The organism is Marinobacter sp. HL-58, from assembly GCF_001314605.1.
In the GTDB taxonomy this organism is placed as follows: domain Bacteria; phylum Pseudomonadota; class Gammaproteobacteria; order Pseudomonadales; family Oleiphilaceae; genus Marinobacter.
This window is the reverse complement of record NZ_LIHP01000003.1, coordinates 90,895-108,334: the sequence shown is the minus strand read 5'-3', so window position 1 is coordinate 108,334 and position 17,440 is coordinate 90,895. Positions and strand designations below refer to the sequence as shown.

General features: G+C 54.8%; 14 protein-coding genes, 1 pseudogene and 1 riboswitch. Of the genes and pseudogenes, 12 read left to right on the top strand and 3 right to left on the bottom strand.

Annotated elements, in window-relative coordinates; all coding sequences use genetic code 11:
* Positions 1 to 27 precede the first annotated feature (27 nt).
* Positions 28 to 1,407 carry a TolC family outer membrane protein gene (locus tag HLUCCO03_RS03475; RefSeq protein ID WP_027830947.1) on the bottom strand — a complete coding sequence of 460 codons (1,380 nt, stop codon included), beginning with the start codon at positions 1,405 to 1,407 and terminating at the stop codon, positions 28 to 30.
* 109 nt (positions 1,408 to 1,516) lie between these two features.
* A riboswitch (TPP riboswitch) is annotated at positions 1,517 to 1,631 on the top strand.
* 73 nt (positions 1,632 to 1,704) lie between these two features.
* Between HLUCCO03_RS03475 and thiC the strand changes: the two genes are divergently transcribed.
* The 11 genes and pseudogenes from thiC (at position 1,705) to HLUCCO03_RS03420 (ending at position 15,479) form a co-directional block, all read left to right on the top strand.
* Positions 1,705 to 3,582 carry a phosphomethylpyrimidine synthase ThiC gene (thiC, locus tag HLUCCO03_RS03470; protein WP_027830948.1) on the top strand — a complete coding sequence of 626 codons (1,878 nt, stop codon included), beginning with the start codon at positions 1,705 to 1,707 and terminating at the stop codon, positions 3,580 to 3,582.
* 442 nt (positions 3,583 to 4,024) lie between these two features.
* A complete protein-coding gene (locus HLUCCO03_RS03465) occupies positions 4,025 to 4,642 on the top strand; it encodes an NUDIX domain-containing protein (RefSeq protein WP_027830949.1) in 618 nt (205 codons plus the stop codon).
* A gap of 1 nt (position 4,643) precedes the next feature.
* Positions 4,644 to 5,129: a DUF1249 domain-containing protein gene (locus HLUCCO03_RS03460; protein WP_027830950.1), complete on the top strand. Its 486-nt coding sequence runs from the start codon at positions 4,644 to 4,646 to the stop codon at positions 5,127 to 5,129.
* A 209-nt stretch (positions 5,130 to 5,338) separates the two neighbouring features.
* Complete coding sequence (gene cpdA / locus HLUCCO03_RS03455; protein WP_027830951.1) at positions 5,339 to 6,145, top strand: 3',5'-cyclic-AMP phosphodiesterase; 807 nt, start codon at positions 5,339 to 5,341, stop codon at positions 6,143 to 6,145.
* A 135-nt stretch (positions 6,146 to 6,280) separates the two neighbouring features.
* Positions 6,281 to 8,162 (top strand): annotated as a pseudogene (locus HLUCCO03_RS03450) (type VI secretion system Vgr family protein); the annotation flags it as partial.
* Positions 8,157 to 9,017, top strand: coding sequence for a lysozyme (locus HLUCCO03_RS03445; protein WP_292016611.1), 861 nt, complete (start codon positions 8,157 to 8,159; stop codon positions 9,015 to 9,017). The pseudogene HLUCCO03_RS03450 and the gene HLUCCO03_RS03445, both read left to right, overlap by 6 nt.
* A 22-nt stretch (positions 9,018 to 9,039) precedes the next feature.
* Positions 9,040 to 9,513 carry a hypothetical protein gene (locus tag HLUCCO03_RS03440; protein ID WP_155939879.1) on the top strand — a complete coding sequence of 158 codons (474 nt, stop codon included), beginning with the start codon at positions 9,040 to 9,042 and terminating at the stop codon, positions 9,511 to 9,513.
* A gap of 71 nt (positions 9,514 to 9,584) precedes the next feature.
* Positions 9,585 to 10,433 carry a DUF4123 domain-containing protein gene (locus HLUCCO03_RS03435; RefSeq protein ID WP_027830952.1) on the top strand — a complete coding sequence of 283 codons (849 nt, stop codon included), beginning with the start codon at positions 9,585 to 9,587 and terminating at the stop codon, positions 10,431 to 10,433.
* Entirely contained in the window at positions 10,423 to 13,527 is a 3,105-nt protein-coding gene (locus tag HLUCCO03_RS03430) for a hypothetical protein (RefSeq protein ID WP_027830953.1), read from the top strand. The genes HLUCCO03_RS03435 and HLUCCO03_RS03430 overlap by 11 nt, the downstream gene beginning before the upstream one ends.
* Positions 13,528 to 13,530: 3 nt before the next feature.
* On the top strand, positions 13,531 to 14,523 hold the full coding sequence (locus HLUCCO03_RS03425; protein WP_027830954.1) for a tetratricopeptide repeat protein: 993 nt from the start codon (positions 13,531 to 13,533) through the stop codon (positions 14,521 to 14,523).
* 293 nt (positions 14,524 to 14,816) lie between these two features.
* Positions 14,817 to 15,479 (top strand): hypothetical protein, encoded by a 663-nt coding sequence (locus HLUCCO03_RS03420; protein WP_027830955.1) that lies wholly within the window; start codon positions 14,817 to 14,819, stop codon positions 15,477 to 15,479.
* On the opposite strand, the gene HLUCCO03_RS03415 is transcribed toward HLUCCO03_RS03420, so the two are convergent.
* Positions 15,458 to 15,673 (bottom strand): hypothetical protein, encoded by a 216-nt coding sequence (locus tag HLUCCO03_RS03415; protein WP_155939880.1) that lies wholly within the window; start codon positions 15,671 to 15,673, stop codon positions 15,458 to 15,460. The two genes, HLUCCO03_RS03420 and HLUCCO03_RS03415, sit on opposite strands and share 22 nt — an antisense overlap.
* Before the next feature lie 131 nt (positions 15,674 to 15,804).
* On the bottom strand, positions 15,805 to 16,695 hold the full coding sequence (locus tag HLUCCO03_RS03410) for an SUMF1/EgtB/PvdO family nonheme iron enzyme (RefSeq protein ID WP_051603776.1): 891 nt from the start codon (positions 16,693 to 16,695) through the stop codon (positions 15,805 to 15,807).
* A 428-nt stretch (positions 16,696 to 17,123) separates the two neighbouring features.
* Between HLUCCO03_RS03410 and HLUCCO03_RS03405 the strand changes: the two genes are divergently transcribed.
* A complete protein-coding gene (locus HLUCCO03_RS03405; protein ID WP_036197271.1) occupies positions 17,124 to 17,426 on the top strand; it encodes a TM2 domain-containing protein in 303 nt (100 codons plus the stop codon).
* Positions 17,427 to 17,440 lie beyond the last annotated feature (14 nt).

Below are 17,440 nucleotides of genomic sequence, written 5' to 3'. Positions count from 1 at the left end.
CCGGGGTGGTGCCCGCCTGCCTGTTATTTATTGCATCGGATCTTCGATGGTTTCCTCTTCCTCGGCGAGGGCTTCAATACCGGGCGCAGAGGCGCTGAGCCAGTTGTTCAGCTCCAGCAGGTCCTGGGGGCTCAGAGTGCCGGCTGCCTGCTTAAGGCTCAGGGTGTTGATCACATAATCGTACCGGGCATTGGCGAAGTCCCGCAGGGCCACGTAGTAATTCCTTTCCGCATCCAGTACTTCCACGATATTTCGGGTGCCGACTTCATACCCTGCCCGGGTTGCGTCCAGGGCACTGCGACGGGAGATGATAGTCTGTTCCAGTGCCGAGGCAGATTCTATGTTGGTGTTCACCGTGCGGAACAGGCTGCGGGTGTTGACCCGCACATCGCGGCGGACCGTCTCCAGCGATTGTTCCGCCACATCGACCAATGACCGCTGTTGACGTACGCCGGCCTGGGTACCGCCTCCCATGTAGAGTGGTACGTTCAGCCTGAGAGCAATGCGGCCTTCGGTGGTTGTGCCGTCGCGCTGGCTCTGGGCAAGGGTCGGATCCTCCAGGCCATCGATATCGGTCTTGCCATAGGACGCGTTCAGGTCCAGTGTCGGCAGGTGTCCGGATTTGGCCGTATTCAGGTTGGCCTCGTTGGTGTTCAGGTCGTATATCGCTGACTGAATCTGCCAGTTCTGGTCCAGGGCGGTGTTTTCCCATGCGGACGGATCCATGGGGTCCGGCCGGCCGAGGGGGAAGTTCCGGCGCAGATTGTTCAGTTCTTCAGTGTATTCGCCGGTCAACCGGGCCAGTTGTTCCCGGGCGATGTCCAGCTCGCTTTCTGCGGCAATACGCTGGCTCTTGCTGTCATCGTAGCTGGCCCGGGCCTCATAGACTTCCGTAATGGCGATAAGTCCCACATCGAAGCGTTCCTGGGCCTGCTCATACTGCCTCTGGATCGCGGCTTCCGTCGCCCTGGCCGTGGTAAGGGTATCTGCGGCGCGAAGCACATTGAAGTAAGCGGTCGCCACATCGAGAATCAGCTGTTGCTGTGCCAGATTATATTCGGCCTGGGCGGATTCCGTCTGAAATTTGCTGGCGTCGTAGTCGAACCAGGCGTCGGCGCGGAACAGTGGTTGGGTCAGCTCCAGGCCGTAGGCAAAGGTTTTATAGGCAGCATCCTGGCCGGGGCCGTCAACATCGGTATGGCTGGCATCACCAAATGCACCGATTTGCGGAAGCAGATTACTGCGGCTGACGTCGCTGGCGGCCTGCTGGGCTTCCAGACTGGCTCGGGCTGAAGCGATGCCGGAATCATAGGAGAGTGCTTTCTCGTACGTCTCAACCAGATCCATGGATAGGGCAGGCTGGGCTGCTAGCAGTCCGATCAGCCCGGAAAGCATTCGTTTCTTCATGTTGTCTCCTGTTAATGATTCACCCGGCGAGAGGGCATTATGGACAATAAACCGCTTGAGCTCTACACTTGCAAACGGCACAGGTTGTATGTGTCAATTACATTGAATTCGCGTCTTGACGGGGTGCTGGCGTCAGAACATGTGACAGCTGGCTGAGATTGCATTGCAGAACCCGCAACCTGATCCGGATAATACCGGCGTAGGGATCCAAGATAGTTTACTGCAAACCACAGGCGTTTTCTGTGGCCCTGCTCCGTCATACGCGACCCGTTTCCTACCCAACTCCGGGGGCGCAAGATGACAGAACTACCTTCCTATCTCAGTGATTCAGCCAAAGTCGATTCCGCAGCGATCAAGCCGTTGCCCCAATCCCGCAAGATTTACGTACAGGGTAGCCGACCCGATCTGCGGGTGCCCATGCGGGAAATTACCGTGGGCGACACACCGACGGACATGGGCGGCGAGAAGAATGCCCCTGTTGTCGTCTACGACACCTCGGGGCCTTACAGTGACCCTGAGGCCATCATTGACCTGCGCAAGGGCCTCAAACCAATTCGCTCAGCCTGGATTGAAGAGCGCGGCGATGTGGAACAGTTGTCGGAGTATACCTCAGAGTTTACCCGCCGCCGTATGAGAGACCCGCAGCTGGATCCTCTCCGTTTCATAGACGAGCGCAAGCCATTGCGGGCAAAGCCGGGCAGGAATGTCAGCCAGATGCACTACGCCCGCCAGGGCATCATCACGCCGGAAATGGAATTTGTCGCCATTCGCGAAAACATGAAACTGCAGGAGGCGCGGGACCAGGGGCTTCTGAAAGATCAACATCCGGGTCAGTCATTCGGTGCCTCCATACCGCAGGAAATCACGCCCGAGTTCGTTCGCGATGAAGTCGCCCGCGGCCGCGCCATCATTCCAAATAATATCAATCACCCGGAAACCGAACCGATGATCATCGGCCGCAATTTTCTGGTGAAGATCAACGGCAACATCGGAAACTCGGCGGTCAGCTCGTCCATCGAGGAAGAAGTGGAGAAACTCACCTGGGGCACCCGCTGGGGTTCCGATACCATCATGGACCTGTCCACCGGCAAGAACATCCATGAAACCCGCGAATGGATCATCCGCAACTCGCCGGTGCCCATCGGGACCGTGCCCATCTACCAGGCCCTTGAGAAAGTGGGTGGCGTGGCCGAGGATCTGACCTGGGAAATCTTCCGCGATACCCTCATCGAGCAGGCCGAACAGGGTGTGGATTACTTCACCATCCACGCTGGTGTGCGCCTGCATCACGTGCCCATGACCGCCAAGCGCACCACCGGTATCGTGTCCCGGGGCGGCTCCATCATGGCGAAGTGGTGCCTGGCCCACCACCAGGAAAGCTTCCTGTACGAGCATTTCGAAGACATCTGCGAAATCATGAAGGCGTACGATGTCGCCTTCAGCCTCGGCGACGGCCTGCGGCCCGGCTCCATTGCCGACGCCAACGACGAAGCCCAGTTCGGCGAGCTGGAGACCCTGGGTGAACTCACCAAAATCGCCTGGAAGCACGATGTCCAGTGCATGATCGAAGGCCCGGGCCACGTGCCCATGCAACTGATCAAGGAGAACATGGACAAGCAGCTGGAATGCTGTGACGAAGCGCCGTTCTATACCCTCGGGCCGCTGACCACGGACATTGCGCCTGGCTACGATCACATCACCTCCGGCATCGGGGCGGCGATGATCGGCTGGTTCGGCTGTGCCATGCTCTGCTACGTCACCCCGAAAGAGCATCTGGGCCTACCTAACAAGGACGATGTGAAAACCGGCATCATCACCTACAAGATCGCCGCCCATGCTGCCGATCTGGCAAAAGGTCATCCCGGCGCCCAGATCCGCGACAACGCCCTCTCCAAGGCGCGTTTCGAGTTCCGCTGGGAAGACCAGTTCAACCTCGGCCTGGACCCGGACACCGCCCGCGCCTTCCACGACGAAACCCTGCCGAAGGATTCGGCCAAGGTGGCGCATTTCTGCTCCATGTGCGGCCCGAAGTTCTGCTCCATGCAGATTTCCCAGGAAGTGCGGGACTATGCCAAGGAACATGGCCTTGACGAAGTATCGGCGGTGGATGCCGGCATGAAGGAAAAGTCCCGGGAGTTTGTGGAGGCTGGGTCCAAACTTTATGACAAGGTTTGACCTTTTGTAGGCTTGCTTGATTCGGAGTGTGAGCCGGGGTGGTGGCCCCGTTCAGAAAACGATTCGAGACGTCCCTGTGCGTCTCGGGCTCCGCCATCCGTGGCTCCGCACGTTTCTGAACGGGGCCACCACCCCGGCTCAGTCTGGCGTTGGCAGTAATCGCCTGGTCAGGGCCTTATTGGCGGATGGCAATTCTTTACGGGGCAGTCGTAGGTCGGATTAGGCGAAGCCGTAATCCGACAAAATGACGCCGATAGCCCACCCAGTGTCGGATTACGCTTCGCTAATCCGACCTACCCCTACCACTGTTTTCCTGCCGGCTGCCCCTGAAGTCCGGGGCAGCCCCACCGTGACCTTGCACCCAAGGTGGCGGCCAAGAAGGCTTGCACCCAAACCAAAACACCGGCTATCGTTCAGAATCGTTCTCAGAAACGGATCTGAAATGACCGAACCGTTCCAGTTTAAAAGTACCGACGTAAAAATCGAAAAACGCGAAACCGTCTTCCAGGGCTTCTTCCGCATGGACAAGCTCTGGTTGACCCACCCCCGTTTCGATGGCGGGAAAATGCCCACCTTCACCCGCGAACTCTTCATCCGCGGCGACGCTACCTGCGTATTACCCTACGACCCGGATCGGGACGAAGTCGTACTCCTTGAACAGTTTCGCCTTGGCGCCCTTGGCCGCAACCAGTCACCCTGGCTGCTGGAGCTCGTCGCCGGCATGAATGAAGACGGCGAGTCGCCGGAAGAAGTGGCCCAGCGCGAAGGTCAGGAAGAAGCCGGGCTGACATTCGAACCGCTGGACAAAATCTGCGATTACCTGGTGTCACCGGGTGGCAGCACAGAACTTATTCACCTGTATTGCGGTCGCATCAGCACAGAGTCCGCCGGCGGGCTATACGGTATGGAACATGAACATGAAGATATCCGTGCCCACGTATTCAGTGCCGACGACGCCATCGCAATGATTTATGATGGACGTATCAATAACGCCGCAGCAATCATCGCGCTGCAGTGGTTGCAGTTGAATCGCCCGCGATTGCGGGAAGGTTGGAGCTGATATGACAGAATGGGTGATGAAACCCCGGCGCTATGTACCGGATTTACGACGTTTCGGCGCGCTGTGTGATGGTAACTACATGCGGCTTTACCGCCTGAGGAAGCTTGAGGCCAAGGGCCGGCCAATCTGTGAATTTGAGCTTCACCGTGAGGACCAGTACCTTGGCCGGGTGCGCATAGAAGTGCTGCAAACCACAAAGTTTACCGAAACCCTCCTGCTGGAGCAGGTGCACAACTCCGGGCGCTGGCTCAATAATCCCCAATTGACCGTGCGTGTTTACCATGACGCCAACATGGCAGAGGTGATCAGTTGCTACCGCGACCGGCAAATTGCCCCGGTGAACGACTACCCGAACCGGTTCATGCATCACCCGGACGAAAAGGTTCAGGTGAACAGCTTCCTGGCCGACTGGCTGGATTACTGCCTGCGGTTCGGGCACTTGCCCATGGAACATGCTGCCTGGTCGGCCGGGGAGGGCGTGGACTGAGGCTGCATGTCTGTACCGATGGTACTGGCCTGGAGTTTGTCGTGTGGATCGTACGGAGAGTGTGCGAGAGTTGTCAAAACAGGTAATTATGCCCGTAAGCCTGAGCAGAATGTGATGAGTATTCTGGATGCAGTCGTAAAAACTGAATAGTCTGCCATTATGCCTGCATCACCGGTGGGTGTTGCGCGAACGCAAGAAACACGAGTGCCATGACAGAGAACGACAGCCAGCGTGCCCTTCGGGTGCTACAACTGACCGACCCGCACCTGATGGCCGATCCGGCCGGGGAATTGCTGGGCGTCAATACCAGAGACAGTCTCGATGCGGTGATCGCGCAGGTGTTGCGTGATCATGGCCAGCCTGACCTGATACTGGCAACCGGCGATATCGCCCAGGATGCAACGGAAGAAGCCTACCGTGTATTCGGTGAAAAGCTGAATGTCTTTTCCTGCGGATCCGCCTGGATGGCAGGCAACCATGATGACTCGGAATTGCTGGCCCGAATTGCTGCGGAAATGCACGCAGACAGGCGCCATATCATCCAGGGTGGCTGGCAGTTTGTGCTGCTGGATACGTCGGTACCCGGCAAGGTTTTCGGAGAGCTGGCGGAGTCCGAACTGGCGTTTCTGGAGCAAACCCTGAGCGAAAATCCGGAGCTGCCGGCACTCGTTGCCCTTCATCACCATCCCATCGAAATTGATACCCAGTGGATGTCGCCCATCGGCCTACGCAACCGTGAGGCGTTCTGGCAGGTCGTGGACCGGTTCGAGCAGGTGAAGATTGTATTGTGGGGGCATATTCACCAGGAGCTTGAAGAGGTCAGAAAGGGGGTGAAGCTTATGGCCACGCCCTCTACCTGCATTCAGTTTGCGGCAGGCTCCGTGGAGTTTTCCGTGGAAGACAAGGCGCCAGGCTATCGCTGGTTCGAACTGGAGCCCTCCGGCGAGTTCGCCACCGAAGTGCGCCGTGCAGATGACTTTGTGTTTGATCTGGACAGTAACAGCTCTGGTTATTAGAACTTGCTCCTGTTTTGAGCGGGCCCGTGCCCTGTTAATGGCCACCAAATTCCGTTTATAATTCCGTCGTCGCTCAGGACGAGTGACCGTGTGCTTGATCGCACCCACATGTAATCAACATCTTCAGGGATCGAAATGCCCCAGGCAACCGGACTGCAGTTCACCGCCACCCTTGGCGAACTTCCCAAAGACCTGTTCGCGGTCGTCCGTTTCGAACTGACCGAACACCTCTCAAAGCTTTGCCACTGCAAGCTGGAACTCGCCAGTACCGCCCCGGATATTTCAGCGGAAGAAGTGCTGGAACAGCCCGTGGAACTGGTGGTCTGGCAGGATGGCATTCCGCTGCGGCGTTTCCACGGCGTGGTCAACGAATTCGCCCGGGGCGACAGCGGCCACCGCCGCACCTGCTACGAAGTCATCGTCCAGCCCCCGCTCTGGCGCCTGGGTCTGATGCACAACAGCCGCATCTTCCAGACCCAAAGCACCGACGCCATCATGCGCACCCTGCTGGAAGAGCGGGGCATCATCGACACCGTGTTTGATCTGAAACGCACTCCCGAAGAACGGGAATACTGCGTCCAGCACCGGGAAAGCGACCTGGCCTTTATGGAGAGGCTCTCTGCCGAAGAAGGCTGGCACTACCGCTACCACCACGGGGATGTGGCAGGCGAAGAACAACCGGCCCTGATCATCGCCGACCACCACGGCGATGCCCCAAGACTGGAACCGGTGGAATACAACGGCAAGGCCGGCGGCAGCTCCCGCCAGAGTGCCATCTTCCAGTTCACCTACCGGGAACGGGTCAAAGCCGCCTCCGTGGCCATGAAGGACTACACCTTCAAGAACCCCGCCTACGCCCTGATGCATGAAAGCCAGGCCGACAAACTGGATGCCCAGCGTGAGGACTACCAGCACTACGACTGCCCCGGCCGTTTCAAAGCCGACGCCAGCGGCCAGTCTTTCACCGAAGCCCGGCTGGACGCCCTGAGAAACGACGCCACCCTGGCCCACGGCCAGAGCAACCGCCCCGACTTTACCGTGGGCGCCAGGGTGGAACTCACCGAGCACGACAACCAGAGCCTGAACCGGGAATGGCTGTTCACCAGCATCACCCACACCGGCGAACAGCCCCAGGCCCTGGAAGAGGACGGTAATGGCGGCGCCACCACCTATCACAACGCCTTCAACGCCATCCCCGGTGACCGCACCTGGCGCCCGCAGGTAGAACACCGTCCACTGATGGACGGCCCCCAGATTGCCATTGTTACTGGTCCGGAAGGGGAAGAGATTCACTGCGACGAACACGGACGGGTCAAAGTCCGGTTCCCCTGGGACCGCTACTCAAAGAATGATGAAAACAGTAGCGCCTGGTTAAGAGTCAGCCAGGGCTGGGCCGGTGGCCAATATGGCTTCATGGCCCTGAATCGGCCACGAAGTCATCGTCAGTTTCCTGGACGGCGACCCGGACCAGCCCATCATTACCGGCCGGACCTATCACGCCACCAACACACCGCCCTATGCACTGCCGGAACACAAAACCAGAACCACCCTCAAGACCCAGACTCATAAGGGCGAGGGCAGTAACGAACTGCGGTTCGAAGACGAGGCGGACAAGGAACAGATCTACCTCCACGCCCAGAAAGACCTGGACCTGCTGACCGAGAACAACCGCACCGAAGTCATCAGGAACGACAGCCACCTCACCGTGGACAACCATCGCAAGGCCCACATCAAGGGCAATGACCACACCACCGTGGACGGCGAAAAGCGCGAATCCATCGGCGACGACGCCAGCCTCATCGTGAACGGCAGCCACCACAGCAAACAGGGCAAGAACCAGCTCATCGAGGCGGGCAGCGAGATCCACCACAAAGCCGGCATGAAAATCGTCATTGAGGCGGGTGCTGAAGTGACCCTGAAAGCCGGTGGAAGCTTCGTGAAAGTGGATCCCAGCGGTGTGACTGTGGTCGGGCCAATGGTGAAGATGAATTCCGGGGGCGGGCCGGGGAGTGTGAGTGCTGCGGCCACGAAGGTGCCCGAACAACCGGCCACGCTTGTCAGTCAGGTACAGCCAGGCAACACCTCGTCACATCTAGCGGCAACCGATGTGCGGGAAGCTGCTATTGCCGATAAGGTTTTATCTACAGGCCTCTTAGCGCTGACGCCTGATGTACTCACCCGGGTTGCCAAGGCTGGAACTACCGTTGTGTCTGGATGTGAATTTGATAGCCGGGGGCGATGCATTATTCATGAACACAGTCGAAGCACCCTTGGCGCATCGCCTGCAAGTGATGGAGTAAACGGAGGTGAACCTGAGCGGAATGGCAATGAAGGAACAGCTCCAGACGGCAACACTAAAGATGCCAGGGATAATGTGCAAGCGGGGTTAAGCGCGGAAGGAGAGACATTACTGAAAAGCGTAGAGGAGTTGCGTTTGAGCCCATATGATGACCAGACAGGAAGCGCCATTAACTCATGGGTTAAAGGCGCAACCATTGGGTATGGCCACTTAATTTCAAAAAGTGAATGGTCTATTTATGAAAACGGAATCACAGCTGACCAGGCTGATGCTCTCTTTGGAGAGGATGTAGCACCCTTTGTTGCAGCTGTTAATGATGTTATTAACGTTGACCTTTCACAGCACCAGTTTGATGCAGCAGTTATGCTTGCTTTCAACATTGGTATAGGCGGGTTTTCAAATTCTTCTGCTGTCGCCCTGATCAACGATTCTAGTGCAACCACTCCTTATTCGGATTTAGAAAGTGCCTGGAAAGCATGGAATCGTTCGCAGGGCTCTGTTAGTCAGGGATTAATAAATCGCCGAAACGCTGAATGGCGCGTCTACTCAAACGCTGTCTATGAAAAATGGTAGTTCTCGGCTGGGGGAATCGTTAATGGTTAGATATTTTTTAATTTTCATGCTGAGTTTAATCTCAGCAGGTTGTTTTGCCGTTGATAGCAATGAACCTGGATCGATTTGTTCAGATAGCTCTTTGGATAACCTTTATTCGAGATACGAAATATTCGAGGTGGTTAAGTACGGTGGAGGATTGACTGCAGAGTCTTCCGCCAAAGGCCGACGGGGAGAAAAAGTCATTATTGAGCGTGATACTTTTCAGGTCAGGGACCTTATTATTTCCAATCCGTCTTATGAGTTGGCTTGTTATCCATTGCCAAATGAGGGAGAAGTTGATGTCAATCGCTGGAGCAACTTCTATGGATTTGGCGCGAATAGAACTTCTATTGAAGTCTTGCATGTTTATGAAGAAGGCGATTCTACCGGTGAACCCTCCATTAATCTTGAGCTAGTGAATAGTCAGCTTTGGGAAATGTATGACGGCTGGGTTTATAAAATGAAGCCCCTATAAGTGCCAGTGAGCCGATTGTGACCGGCTAATAACCCTCTGCATGCTCAACAGCAACGGACTGCGAGTACTCCATGACCACAATTGAGCCAATATTCCAACAAACTGCAAAACCAGAGAATGCAGACTTTGCCATACTGGACCTGGCCCAGAAAGATGAAGGCCAACTGCTGGGATGGCTATACAGCCATTTCGACTCGAGTGATATTCCCTGGAATCCCCTTTACCAAGGGACTGAACTGGCAAGCAACTGGTCTACAGGTCCCATACTGATTGAGATTGGAGACTCACAGGTTTTTCGTGAAACGCTGATCGAGCGCTATCAGTCAGACTACCTGGGTATGTTGATCTCTGCGCCAGGTGTCAGTCTGGCGACAATGGGGGGGCACCTTCGCTCACTCGTTATCACCTCGCTGGATGGCAAGCCATCCGTATTCCGCTTCTACGATCCGCGCTCCCTCGGCCCCCTTCTTAAGGTACTGGAGCCAAACCAGCGTTATCAGCTAATGGGCGCTTCCCAGTGGTGCTGGTGTCACGATGGCCAATGGTGGGTGACCACGGAATCACAATCCGCCGACTGGCCGGAACCGGAACAGCCGCTTGTGGTCGGCAAGGCGCAGTTGGACGCGTTGGATGAGGCGCGTCTTGCCCAGTTTGCCGCTTCCCTGACGGACTATTACCGGCCCCATGTTCCCGGACCGGACCCGGAACAATTTGTTCTGACGGAAATTAAGTCCGCGAACGACTCAGGGGTGACCCTGCTTGCCGACCAGGAGCGCTGGGTAAGGCTGGCGATTCAGGCAGGCGCTCCGCTAGCGGAATCCGTGAACTGGCAACAACTGGCGAGTGATCAGGGATTATCACCGAGCCAGATCCTGACTCACCTGGAAAATGAACAAAGGACTGTAACTCATGCCGACTGATGCCCCGGTGCAACTTCCTCCGTCCAAGGTCTCCGCAGCAGACCAGACCTCAAGTCAATCCGAGACGAAACACTGCCAGCAAAGCAAAAACGCTACGGTGGTATACGTAACCGGGCACCGCAGTTTCTGGGTACTCCCGCAGAACGTTCTCGACAAGATGGAAACCAGTGCCGCCCGGCTCAAGGCTGCTGCATCAAGGGAAACCCTGGAACAACGGATGGCGGAACTTGAGAAGGTGGGGCTGACGGATCTGTTCCTGCCCGCTTCCGCGAAAAGCTTTTTGCCTCCTGCGGAGCAATCCGAGTGGGACGAATTGCTCAGCCAGAACCGGGATGCCGACCGTCATTTACAAAGGCTGGATGAGGAGTTGGACAAGGAGGAAAAGGCTTATCGCCAACGGGTGAAGGCGCTTACTGAAGCCAAGGAATTCTATAGCAATCGCCTTCAGCTAACGGCGCAATGGCATCAAACCCGGCAGGGCTTGGATGATCATAAGAAGGCTATCCGAGCGAAGAAGGAGAATCGAACCGACCGATTGATGGACCTTCAGGAGCAAGGGTTTGAGGCCGCCCGGGAAGCTGGTTTCCATGTGGTGGAGCAAGAACTGTTCTCACCGGAGCAGCGGAGCATCAAAAAAATGCTGTCGGCCTACCTGGAAGCTCGAAAGGATTTTGAAGAGGGCGAATTGTACAACGAAACGGTGGCCGCCATCTTCGTTAACACTTGCCGTCTGAACGGGGAGCTGATGGCTTATGAGTGGCGGCAGGAGACACCGGACATCCAGAAGGTCGAACAGTACCTGACGGAGCTGAACAGGATGGAAGGCAAGATGCGGGACTATGCAGATGCGGTGCTGGCTCTTGCAAATATCGGTATTGCCGCACCGGAATATGCACTGGCGAATGGCCACTGCCAGGTGAAGGACGGCATTCTCGACATGACCGACCTTCGGTTGCTGGACTGGGAAATCGAACAGCTCACCGAAGAGATGAAAGAACATGGGTGGGCCTGGCTTAGCGCAATTGGTATGAATGGCCCCGCGCCCGCCCCGGAAATCCTGCAGTACCAGCACAAAATTGAGACTTGCCAGAAAAAGCAGGATGCACTGCGGTGCCGTGCCCAAGAACAGGCCAAGGAAATGTCGCCGCCGAAACTGTTCATCTGGAATCCGGCCGACTATAACGCTCCGCCCTTCAAGGCTTTGGTGCGTCCCGGGGTTCCCCTGCGGGAATTTTCCCGGCCGGGAGGTGCCTCCGAACTGCAACATTTCTCTCTTCTGGACTTACCTGGTGGCCAGGAAAATCTGGGTACGCAGAAGGAGCCCGAATCATCCTTTGATATCGCCCTGTCTCTGAAGACTGAACAAAAGCCGGGCAGGGATGAAGCCCTGGAAAAACTATTGACGGATCAGGGGGCGAAAAAATACCCGCTTCAAGAGAGCTGGTTCGACAACCGGGGACTATTCCAGCCGGACCGGTTCTTCCGCGCCATCCAAGATGACGGCGTCCTTGAGCAATATAATGCCGAGGAGCTTGACGCTTGGGGAACCCATCTACGGGCTTTCTTGTTTGAATCCGAAGCGAAGCGTCATCTCATGAGTTTTGATGACAGCTACACCGGGCAGTTTGTCAGGCTGCTATCCAGTGGTCTAGCTGGCGAACTGAGTCAGGAACTGCAGAACAAACTAAAAGTGGAAGTGCTGACGGGTGTTAGCGGTCCCGCCAGTGAACCTTCTTTTAGCATGAAGAACGGCAACTCCAAGGTAGACTATGAACTGGGCGAAGCCAGAATTGGCGCTAACCTGACATACAGCCAGGGGCAACTGGACCTGCTCTCTCTGAAGCTACCGAAACCGGATGAAGCCGAGCCAATTCGAATACCCTACCGGACCATAGAAGGCAGCGGAGAGCTGGATCTGGGGCGGTTTTACTGCGAGGTTGACGCCAAGTGCTGGGGCTTCGTCGGAGCCCGCATTCTGATGAGTCGCTCGATAGGTATTGAAGCAGTTAAAGGTGAAGGCATACAGCTGACGGGGGTGGACTGGGAAAAGCGAGAGGTTAACGGGGCCGAATTCGAAGCCTTTGCTGGAGCCCAGGCAGGTAAGATGATGCGCACCGAAATGAAATGGTCCATTCCTCAGCGGCTCAGAAAATCCGAGAAATGGCGCCGACTGGGTGAAGAGGTCCCTGAGTGGATCACCCTGGGGGTGCTCCGTGATGAGTTGGTCGGTGCCGCTGGCCTGGGCGCCACTGGAGAAGTCAAGATTGGGATGAACAATAACCGGCTGGTCTTCTACGCCAAAGGCCGCCTGGTGGCGGGCCTTGGGGGTGGCATGGACATCGGTTTTGAACTGAATTTTGATTCCATCCCCATGTTGATGCGCCTCCTGCAGCAGGAATTACACGACAATGGCTACCGCCGTATCTACTGGATTGACGACGGTGCGTTTGAGTACCTGAGCATGCTGATGAACCTGCGGCTCTCTGCGGCTCTGAACATATCGTTCCTCGCGGCTCAGTCCTACGACTTTGTTCAAGAGGTCTACCGGAATTTCTACAGCAGTGAGAACGCCGGGGTCGTGGCCGTGAGGATTACTGAAGCCATTGATATTGCGGAAGGCAAATCAGTGTCGACTGATGAGGTGCCCAGGGTCACATTGGAAGAATACCGGTCCTGGTTCCTGGGGCTGCAGCCCGAAGCGATTGGTCCCATGTTGCACAACCTTGTGGCGGAGCCGGTTGAGTTTGAAGGGCCCAATGGAGAGCGGAAATCTCCGGAGGAAATGTTGAAACTCCAACAGATTTCGATCCTGCAATGTTGTGAATGGATAGGCGAATCTGAACTGGTTAAACCAGAATCGTATCGGGGTGCGGTGCCAAATCGCGTCCAGCGGCAGTTTGAGGAGTCGGTGACTCGTATGAATGCTCAGGGTACCAAGCCAAGGGAGGGTTCCTCGCAGGTAGCCCGGGAAAATTTGGCCAGATTGGATGAGTTTATGGGTAGGGATTTAGCGTCGCCACTCGATAGCGCCCGGCTTCAAAAGTATAAAAAATTGCGCAGGAAATTCAGCTTACATCTGTTGGGGCAGGTTTAAATTATGTTGAACATCTCAGTGGCTAGGGTTTGCTCGCTGTTACTACTGCTCTTCGTGGCACTGCCGGTCGTTGCCGACACCGACCAGGAACGGGCGGAAGCGTTGTTTCAGGAAGGCTACATCCTCTACCAGCAACGCTATAGCCCAAATGCCTTCACCAAATTCAAGGAAGCAGCCCAACTGGGCCATGCTGAGGCGGCTTATTACGCAGGAAATATTCTTCGCCGGAATTCCACGTACATTACTGCTGAAGCCGAAGAATTTTACCGTCAGGCTGCTGAGGATGGTGACGTCTACGCCATGCTGCGCTTTGCCCAAAAGGGCAAAATGTGCGGCACACTCAGAGACTGCGACTATGACCGCGAAGAATGGTTGGACCGGGCCATGGAACTCGCACTCCCGAAGGCGGAAGCTGGCGACACTGAAGCCATGATGGCGCTATCTTCAGCTTTTGCCATTGACGGAGACCCGGATAAGGATTTCGAATGGGTTGAGCGTGCGGCGGAGAGCGGCCATGCCTTTGCCCAGTATTGGATGGCAGTCATGCTGGATGAACAGGATAGGGGCTTCTACTGGACCGAAAAGGGGCGCAGGGAAGATGTTCTCAAATGGCTCAATGCGTCGGCTGAACAGGGGTTTCCCAAGGCTATCCTGAAATTGGCAGTGGAGTTGAAGGAAGACGGCCGGTTCGAGGAGGCCAATGAGTGGGTCGGTCGAATGGGGCAGACGGATTATTATGACGCCCTTGTTAACTATGGATTGATTCTTTTGGAAGGACCAGATGGGATGTTCCGCCACCCAGAGACCAAGCCAGTAGAGGGCTTGGCCATGCTAATGGCGTTACACCGGCAAATGGGCAAGTTCGAAGTTAAAGAGTTTGTTGAACAATACAAGGCTGATCTGAGCGCCAAAGATATAACCAGAGCGGAAAAGCGATCTGAAGAACTGTTGGTCGATACGCCGATTATTTACTACCTGCCAAAGTTTGGAATGTGAAACCATTGACGGAAAATAACCCCCGTCACAACGATAGACGAAACTACTCAAATCCCACGTTCAGGAAGAACACCATGACGACCGCGATGGGCGCGGGCTTCCCACCCTATTACGTAGCTATACCTCTCCTATTGATATCTGGGCAGATAGTTTCGAGCCAACGTGGACGGGCACTGGAGCTGGAGTTTGTCGCTGATACAGAGGGGTGCCATCAAGGGAGTCCTGACCGGAGTCAGTAAATACTGGTTTGGTAATAGGCTCAGAAAATTTAACAAGGAGTGTTGAAGGTAATTATGAAAAGCGCAGCAAAGGGATTTTTACTCTTCCTGTACCCGACTCTGATCTATATTGCTTTTTCTGGAATCGCAACCTTCGTTCATTGGTGGCAATACGTCGGCCAGAATGACTCTCCTCACGAGGGGTATCTGGACGCGGTGAAAGAAAGCCTGAAGCACCAGGGTGCACCCAGTCTGTTCAATGATTATGGGCGATTTACGTTCGACCCTTCTTCCAGTATCTGGCTTGGCATTGCATTAGCAGTGAATCTTTTCTTATTGCTGTACACATGGGCGGGTAGTGTCTGGCTATCATTGATCATTGCAGGTAAAAAACCGGATTTGCTCAAATGCGTCAAAGACTGTCTTCACGCCTATACCTGCTCATATCTAGTCCTGCTGCTAGCGGCACTTTTGATTTTCCCCTTGTTTGACGTTCGAGCGACTGGGGTATACATGATATTCCTTCTCTTTGTGGGTCGCATGATTATGTCTACCGAGCGAAGGTACTCTCTAGGAATTGTGAAATCGTCGTTCTGTGTTCTGGCTCCCTGGTCCGCCATTATATTCTTGAGTAAATGGATATATGAGAGCGATATGTTTGAGGGTGCTGTCAATGAAATCTGGATTCCAGGTTTTAATTTTCTGTTAATGATGTTTTATACGGCCTGTTGCATCTGAAGCCAGCGGCTGCCATCCCAGCCTCCCGGATTCCCCATCATGAATTCGCCCCCTTCCACAAACACCATATCCTCCATCTGACGCTCAACCATGTCTTCGGCTTTGGATTCGTAGTAGATGTTACAGCCTGAGATTGCAGAGACTGCCAGAAAAGAGAGGGCCAGCTTGGTGGGCAACCGAATCAGCATCGACAATCGGCATCCTTTCCGAAGGTTTGGGAACTTACAGTTTACTGAGCCTAGCGGTGAGTCGCCAGATCCGGCGGCCTGAGATGTGCCTTTGGTCCCAAGCCATGCATGCTATATCAAATCTGTCCTTAACGAATTTAGGTTGTGTTTGAGTTGCGTTTAGTTTTAGCGCACCTGAAGCCTCTGGTCTCCGAGGCTAGGTGTTCCGAACCTTTTTGCCGGGTTACGGTAGTGTTTCCATGAAATTCTTTGAAATGCCCCCCGCGAAGAACGCGGTAAGGTTTTCCTTCAAAGATATCTTTCTGTCCTTCTGCCGGACCAGTAGGATTGTTGACGGGCGACTTCTCGTAGTAGTCTTTTGAATAGTTATCGCTTACCCACTCCATTGCGTTACCGGACATGTCGTATAAGCCAAGAGAATTTGGTGGAAATGAGCCTGGTCTCAATGGCGTGGGATCTTTTAGTGGGTGGCCGTCAAACGTGTTAAATGTCGGGCCAGCGGCAACAGTCTCGTCTGGAATAGCTCGCCCCGAGGGAGTCGCATACTGAATCATTTCACCACGAGCACGGGCGGCAAACTCCCATTGGGCTTCTGTAGGTAGCTTGGCTTCTGCACCTGTTTGCTCACCTAGCCATTGGCAGAAAGCATTGGCGTCTGACCAGGAAGCAACGGCAGGTAGCTCGTCTGCGAATCGGTCGGGGATATCCTGGCGAATTTTGTCGTAACGATTGTCCGATGACTCATATCCTGTACTTGCCATGAATAACTCAAAATCCCCCTGAGTAACCTCGTATTTCTGAATATAAAAATCGTCGAGAACCACGCGATGAACAGGGATGGTATCGCTGCGTATACTCCAACCTCCCGGATTCCCCATCATGAACTCTCCACCTTCGACAAACACCATAGCTTCCATCTGACGCTCAACCATGTCTTCGGCTTTGGATTCGTAGTAAATGTTGCAGCCTGAGATTGCAGAGACAGCAAGAAAACAGGGGATCAGTTTGGAAGGCAATGAAATAAGCATCGACAATCGGCATCCTTTCCGAAGGTTTGTAGAGCTGCTAGTTTACTGAACCTGGTGTAGGGTAGCTACACCGGCGGTTCGGGATGTGGCTTTAGTCGACAAATCATGACGGTTACTGCGCCATCTTTCGAGCTTCTTGGGATAGTTTAATGCTGGCGGGTTACCCTCATTGAACACTAGATGTATAATTCTCCCCCGAGCTTTAAAAGCACTATCGAACCCATGGATTGGGTAGAAGTAAGCAGAGGATTTGCTATGAAATACTTAAATACCCCCTTCAATTACCCTCTCTCGGTTTCTATCTGCCCAGCCAGAAGCCCGTAGTACCAGCCGAAACGCAATATTTGGAAGACTATACATTTAGAGTGGCCAGTCTATGGCTGAAATCATGCCGTGCCGCGGCTTTAAACATTCAAGGAGGAATGCAAATGAACCAACCTGAAAAACGCAAAAACCGACTTCTGGCCCTGTTTCTCGGAGGATGCTTTGGGCTTTTAGGTGCAGATCGCTTTTACCTCGGTAAATGGAAAACGGGCCTGCTCAAGGCGGTAACGCTGGGTGGAGTAGGTGTGTGGTGGTTTCTGGATAGCTTTCTGTTGGGTACGGACGCCTTCCTTCATACATTCGGCCGAGACACCGGATTTGTGAAGGACTCACAGGGGCGGGACCTCAATTATGGCCTTTCATTCTGGAGGATCAAGAACGGGCAGATTGTCAGGGACTGGTTCTGAGGTAACGGGCAGGG